Source organism: Shouchella xiaoxiensis (genome assembly GCF_016907895.1).
Classification (GTDB): domain Bacteria; phylum Bacillota; class Bacilli; order Bacillales; family Bacillaceae_D; genus Shouchella; species Shouchella xiaoxiensis.
Genome location: NZ_JAFBCV010000014.1, coordinates 116,152 through 122,185, shown reverse-complemented (window position 1 = coordinate 122,185; position 6,034 = coordinate 116,152). Strand labels below are relative to the sequence as shown.

The following is a 6,034-nucleotide window of genomic DNA, read 5'->3' as shown; positions in this document are numbered from 1 at the left end:
CCTTTTCACCATCAAATTTCGTCATTGGGACCAATCAAAAGACCATAAGAGAAAGCCTGGGTTCACAGAACCAAGGCTTTCTCGACAATCTGAAGAGCAAAGCATAATGAATGCTTTGCTCTTTTTCTTTAATTAGATGAAGTTGCCGTTTTTCGGTTGATTGACTGTAATACGACAACAACAATCGCCAGTAAAAGAATAACAACAATCCAAGCCGTAATAGCGCCCAAAAATCCAAGGATTAAGAACCCAATTGTTGAAATGACAGCTGTAATAAGTGCGTACGGTAGTTGCGTAATAACATGATCCATATGATGAGAGCCAGAACCAGCAGCTGATAAAATGGTTGTATCTGAAATTGGTGATATGTGATCACCAAAGATTGAGCCCGCTAATACAGCAGCAAACATCGGGATAAGCATCGTTGGCTCTACAGTAACAGCAATTTGAGCCGAAATTGGCAATAGCATTCCGAATGTTCCCCATGAAGTTCCAGTTGCTAAGCCTGAAAATGCTGCAATTAAAAAGATCATTACTGGTAAAAATCCTGGATGAATCGATTGGTCGATTAACGAAGCTAAAAAGTTACCTGTACCTAGTCGGCCAATCATATCAATCGTAGTCCAGGCTAAAATTAAAATTCCAATGGCAGGCAGCATGGATTTTACACCAGCCTTAATCGCTTTACCGAAATCACCCATAATAGGTTTTGCCGTCAACGTAACAATAAGGCTGACGATTAATCCGATAGCACTACCAATTACTAATGATAAACCAATATCGGTATATTCCATCATGTTTAAGATCGTTACTGGGAGCCCTTCACTCGTGGCACCTTGCGCCCCTGTATACAATAATAAAGCTACAGTTGAAATCACTAACACAAGCAGTGGTGCAAACAATTGATAAATGCGACCGTTTTTCATAAGAAGCTTTTCATCTAAACTACCTGCAACATCTCCTTTTTCAGGATCCGTTAATTGATTATGTTCCTTCGCACGATCTTCATGCTTTTTCATTAGACCGATATCAATGTTAAACAATATGATTAGCACTAAGAATAGTAAAGCAATTAAAGCATAGAAGTTCATCGGCACAGTATATATAAATGCTTCAAAAGGACTATAGGCGACGATTTGATTTGCAGCAAAAATGGAAGCCATAATCCCGATAATATATGCGCCCCAACTTGATAATGGCATAATGACACAGATCGGTGCAGAGGTTGAATCAACAATATAAGCGAGTTTTGCTCTAGATACCCGATAACGATCTGTTAATGGTCTGCTCGTATTCCCGACGGTTAGGGCATTAAAATAGTCATCAATAAAAATAACAAGTCCTAAGAAGAAAGGCAGAAACAAAGCACCCTTTCTCGTCTTAATACGATTTCCAGCCCAACGGCTAAACGCTTCTCCACCGCCTGAAAAGGTAATTAAACTCGCAATAATCCCCAACAAGATAAGAAAAAGAATAATATACAATTCCCAATCGTTTAAAGCAAATCCAGCGTCAGAAATCGATTGAAAAACGCCAGAAAAAGTTGGTTCATCAAGCGCATCAAAAGAGATAAAAAGCCCAATTATTGTTTGGAAAATTCCTGCAAAAGCTTGTTCAATTTGATCAAATGCAATAAATGCCCCGACCAAAATAGCAATCCCTAAAGATATAAAAACTTTTCGAGTGACGATCACTAAGGTTAACGCCAAAATCGGCGGAATAAGTGAAACCCAACCAAGATGTTCCAAAAAAACCTCTCCTTTTTAGGTTGTTTGCATAAAAAAAGACAATCATGGCGTGAAGTCCATCATTGTCAAATACAACAAACAGTCCCATCCATAGTAGTCCTCCACAGTTTCCTGTGACAGTCCGCCACTTATTCAGTGACGACCCAGCCCAAAAGAAATGAACGTTTCTTTCAGCTTCGGCAAAAACGCCTTTCCATATCTTTTAACGTCGTTCAAACTCCAGACATGTACTAATCGGTTTTGCGCCTCTACCTCATCACAAGCAGATGAGGTGTTCCTATTCAATTCATCATTAATAATAGCATACCATCTTGTCTAAAACAATGACAAAATACGACAAAAACTGAATTTTATTCAGGCTGATTGTCTCCTATAGCTGGATAAACAAATCCTCCACTATTTCCATAAAATTCAGGGACTGGACCCATTACATAGGCAAAACCAGCAGGCAATTCAACGGATATATTTTCAGCTGTTTCCGAGAATGGTAAAATGACATCCATTGAGATATCAATTGACACATAAAAGGACATTCGCGTGTTATTGATCCCCAGTGATTCAACTTCATCACGCATTTGTACCCTTGGGTCCCCCATCAACGCATAGCGCACGGGAATACCAGGACCAACATCCGTTAAGAGTGCGTTATTAAAGGCACGACCAAGAGGAATTCTAGCGACAACGGCATTATCATCCCCGTAGCTGTTAACCTCTCCACGCTGAACCGCGTTCATTACTTCATGGACACGATGCTGTACATTGCCTAACACTTCATTATACTTTTGAACATTTAAATCTAAAAAAACAACCATTCCATCCGAGTTTGTTTCTTTATAAAAGATATCACTCATATCCATTTTAGATAACTCTTCGGTCATTGCTTGCTCAATCGTATATGTAGCGACTCGCTCCATTTCTCGCTGCGCAATTTGAGAGATTATCGGTCTTAATTGTGAGTCAACAAACCAAAGGCCCTGAAGAGACAGCGCAGCAAATAAAATTGCTGAAAAAAGGAGAACATATCGAAATGGCAATGGCCCACCGCTCGCTTTTGATCCTTTAATTGGTTGCTTTCCAAATCGCTTACGCAAAACAAGCCCACCCCCTCCTCATTATTCTATGCAGGAGGGACTAGACTTCGAACTGTTATTTTTATCGTTTTCGTTGATACGTACGGTATTCATGTGGATAGCGGTTTTGCTCATCCATCGTACCAGCAACGGCTTCAATTAATTCCCACTCAGATTCATCTAGAGGAGGGATAAAGGTATCCGCAGCAAACTCTTCATCAATTACCGTAACAATCTGCTTGTCGCAACTATCCCAGAACAATTTAAAAATTTCTACCCCACCAATAACATAGAGCTCCTCTTCTTTTTTCATTGCCTCTTCGACAGAATACACAACCTCTGCCCCATCAGCTTGAAAATGTTTGTCTCTTGTCATCACTAAATTACGTCGATTCGGTAATGGTGCGTTCATAGAATCGAAGGTCTTTCGCCCCATCAAAATCGTTTTACCAGTAGTCGTTTTTTTGAAATGCTTTAAATCAGCTGGTAAGCGCCATGGCAAGTCATTGTTTTTGCCAATTCCATATGCCCTATCTCTTGCATATACAAAATAAATCATACAGATACCTCTGCTTTGATATGTGGATGTGCATGATACTCTTGAAGTTCAAAATCATCGTACGTAAACGCAAAAAGATCAGTCACTTCAGAATTTAGCTTCATTGTTGGTAAAGGTTTTGGATCACGAGTCAATTGTTCTTTTGCTTGATCTAGATGATTTAAGTAGAGATGAGCATCACCAAATGAATGAACAAATTCTCCCGGCTTTAACCCAGTCACTTGCGCCATCATCATTGTTAATAGTGCGTATGACGCTATATTAAACGGAACGCCTAAGAAAACATCTGCACTTCTTTGATAAAGTTGGCACGATAATTTCCCATCATGAACATAGAATTGAAACAGGCAATGGCATGGTGCAAGCGCCATTTCATCTATTTCTGCTACATTCCATGCATTCACAATCAAACGCCTTGAATCAGGATTGGTTTTAATTTGTTCTACTACTTCTTTAATCTGGTCAATCGTTTTTCCGTTCGCACCTTCCCATGAGCGCCATTGTTTTCCATAAACGGGTCCAAGTTCGCCTGTTTCATCTGCCCATTCGTTCCAAATGCGAACACCATTATCTTGTAAATAAGCCACATTTGTATCGCCTTTAAGAAACCAAAGTAGCTCATGAATGATCGAACGTAAGTGTATTTTTTTTGTTGTAATAACAGGGAAACCATCTTCTAAATTGAACCTCATCTGATAGCCGAATGTACTAATTGTACCAGTGCCTGTCCGATCTGATTTTTGCGAGCCGTTCGTAAGCACGTGCTCGCATAGCTGTAAGTATTGCTGCATTTAGTTGTTCATCCCTTCTATTACGCTTGCTTCATTTTTAATAAGGCATCCTTGCCAATCGTCCCTTTAAAGATTCCTAGTTCTTCACATTTTAGCGTTACCGATTCTAACGGTGCATCAAGCAGTTGCTCAATCGTACGTACGCCTACCGCTCGAGCAGCAATAATTTCTCGTTCTTTTAATTTTTCATTTAATAAGGCGACATCTAAAGCTCCACACATGATATAACCCGTATCACATGTTACAGCCATAAAATTAGTCTTCGGAAGCTTAACCGTGATGGCGACAAAGTGTTCGCCCTCTATTAAAATCGGTTGCACATCGATCACAACAATCACTCCTCATCAAGATGGTATCTCCACACCTTATGAGAAATGATTCGCTTTAGTTCCGATTTTTTAACATAGCAAACAGGACATCTCGTAAAAATTCAGGCAATAAATAGGTTTTATTAGCAGCCTCAGCTATATGTGGAAACAAGAAACCAAACGTGTACATATCTAACGTCGCTAAGCGATAGCTCTGCTCTGCTTGTATTGGTTTTCCTTGAATAAAAATGCCCTTAGCAGTTATTTCAATACCTGAAAAGAGCATTAAGCCTAGCACCTTACCTCTAAAGCCAAAACCTTTTAATTGCAACTGAACAATTTCATCCGTTTGTGCTCGTTCAATCGTCTCTTTTAATTCTATGCCGTTTAATTCGACAATACAAGGGTTAATTGGATGCGGACAGATTCGATGAATGTCTCCATTTGTTACTGGACCTGCTGGTAGCCTTTCTAACAAAACCCCCGCATTTAGCATGCCAATTTCTTCCTTACACCAAGTAGTAAGCGCATCACATAGTTCTTGCCCACTTTCAGACCAATGAAACCAATCAATTTCTAAAGGACGACTTAAATAAACTGCCGGCTCGCTCAAGGCGATCTGTGATTGTTCTTCAAGCACTTGTAATAGAGTAAAAGTCTCTTCATCACGTTCAAACAGAGCTGGATCTAATAATGTTTCCTTCACTTCATATAATTGATTGTTTGAAAACGTTAGTGTTAACTCACCCAAATAATTACCATGCTTACCTGCTTGAGCAATAACCGTATTGTTGACTGTTTTTCCGTTTGGTAATGCATGATGCGTATGAGCGCCAATAATAGCTGCTATCCCTTGTACTTCACGTGCAATCATTTCATCTTTAGGTAACCCTAGATGAGACAATAGCACAATTGCATCTGTTTTCGGCGCTAGGAATTCAACCATTTCTTTCAATTTACTAATAGAAAAAGAAACTTCCCAGCCAAGCTGTTCATAGAAATAAATCATTGCTGCTGTAAAGCCAATATAACCAATACGGAGACCGTTATCCATTGTATCAACCAAATAGGGTACTGCCCACTTTGGCTCTTTTCCGGTTTCAACATCAAGTAAGTTTGCCACAACCACTTTGAAAGAAGCTTGTCCGTACATTCGCTCTAACATTTCCTTAGAGAATGTCACTCCTTCATTGTTTCCAATCGTCACAAAATCAACGCCTGCTGCATTCAAGAGCTCTATATTAGCATGACCAGCAGTCGCCTCTGTCATCGGGTTTGACCGGTCTGCATGGTCGCCAAGATCAATGTAACGCATGTCCGGAGAGCGGTTATTTTTTATATGAGAAACAATTCTCGACCACTGCTTGAAGCCACTGTGGATATCATTTGTATGATAAAGTGTAACCTGCTTCTTCACCAGTAACCTCCTAGCATCACGGGATAGAAAACCGTAAATTCATAAGTGACAAATTCATTGCTTTAATTTATCTTTTTTAGCATAGTCGTAATTGCTGTTTTGTTTAGTTAATGCTAAAGCATGCCCAAACTGTAGACTTTA

General features: G+C 39.6%; 6 protein-coding genes and 1 riboswitch. All 6 genes read right to left on the bottom strand.

Annotation, left to right across the window (positions count from 1 at the left end):
* Positions 1-128: 128 nt before the first annotated feature.
* Complete coding sequence (locus tag JOC54_RS18590) at positions 129-1,748, bottom strand: Na+/H+ antiporter NhaC family protein (RefSeq protein ID WP_204468185.1); 1,620 nt, start codon at positions 1,746-1,748, stop codon at positions 129-131.
* A gap of 86 nt (positions 1,749-1,834) precedes the next feature.
* Positions 1,835-2,007, bottom strand: a riboswitch (Lysine riboswitch).
* 91 nt (positions 2,008-2,098) lie between these two features.
* Positions 2,099-2,839, bottom strand: coding sequence for a sporulation protein YunB (gene yunB, locus JOC54_RS18585; RefSeq protein ID WP_035420946.1), 741 nt, complete (start codon positions 2,837-2,839; stop codon positions 2,099-2,101).
* 61 nt (positions 2,840-2,900) lie between these two features.
* Positions 2,901-3,377, bottom strand: a complete 477-nt coding sequence (locus JOC54_RS18580) for a dihydrofolate reductase (protein WP_204468183.1) — start codon at positions 3,375-3,377, stop codon at positions 2,901-2,903.
* Positions 3,374-4,168 (bottom strand): thymidylate synthase, encoded by a 795-nt coding sequence (locus tag JOC54_RS18575; protein WP_035420944.1) that lies wholly within the window; start codon positions 4,166-4,168, stop codon positions 3,374-3,376. Before JOC54_RS18575 ends, JOC54_RS18580 begins: the two co-directional genes overlap by 4 nt.
* Positions 4,169-4,188: 20 nt before the next feature.
* Positions 4,189-4,497 (bottom strand): YunC family protein, encoded by a 309-nt coding sequence (locus tag JOC54_RS18570; RefSeq protein WP_204468180.1) that lies wholly within the window; start codon positions 4,495-4,497, stop codon positions 4,189-4,191.
* Between the two features lie 55 nt (positions 4,498-4,552).
* Positions 4,553-5,893: a bifunctional metallophosphatase/5'-nucleotidase gene (locus JOC54_RS18565; RefSeq protein WP_367617829.1), complete on the bottom strand. Its 1,341-nt coding sequence runs from the start codon at positions 5,891-5,893 to the stop codon at positions 4,553-4,555.
* Positions 5,894-6,034 lie beyond the last annotated feature (141 nt).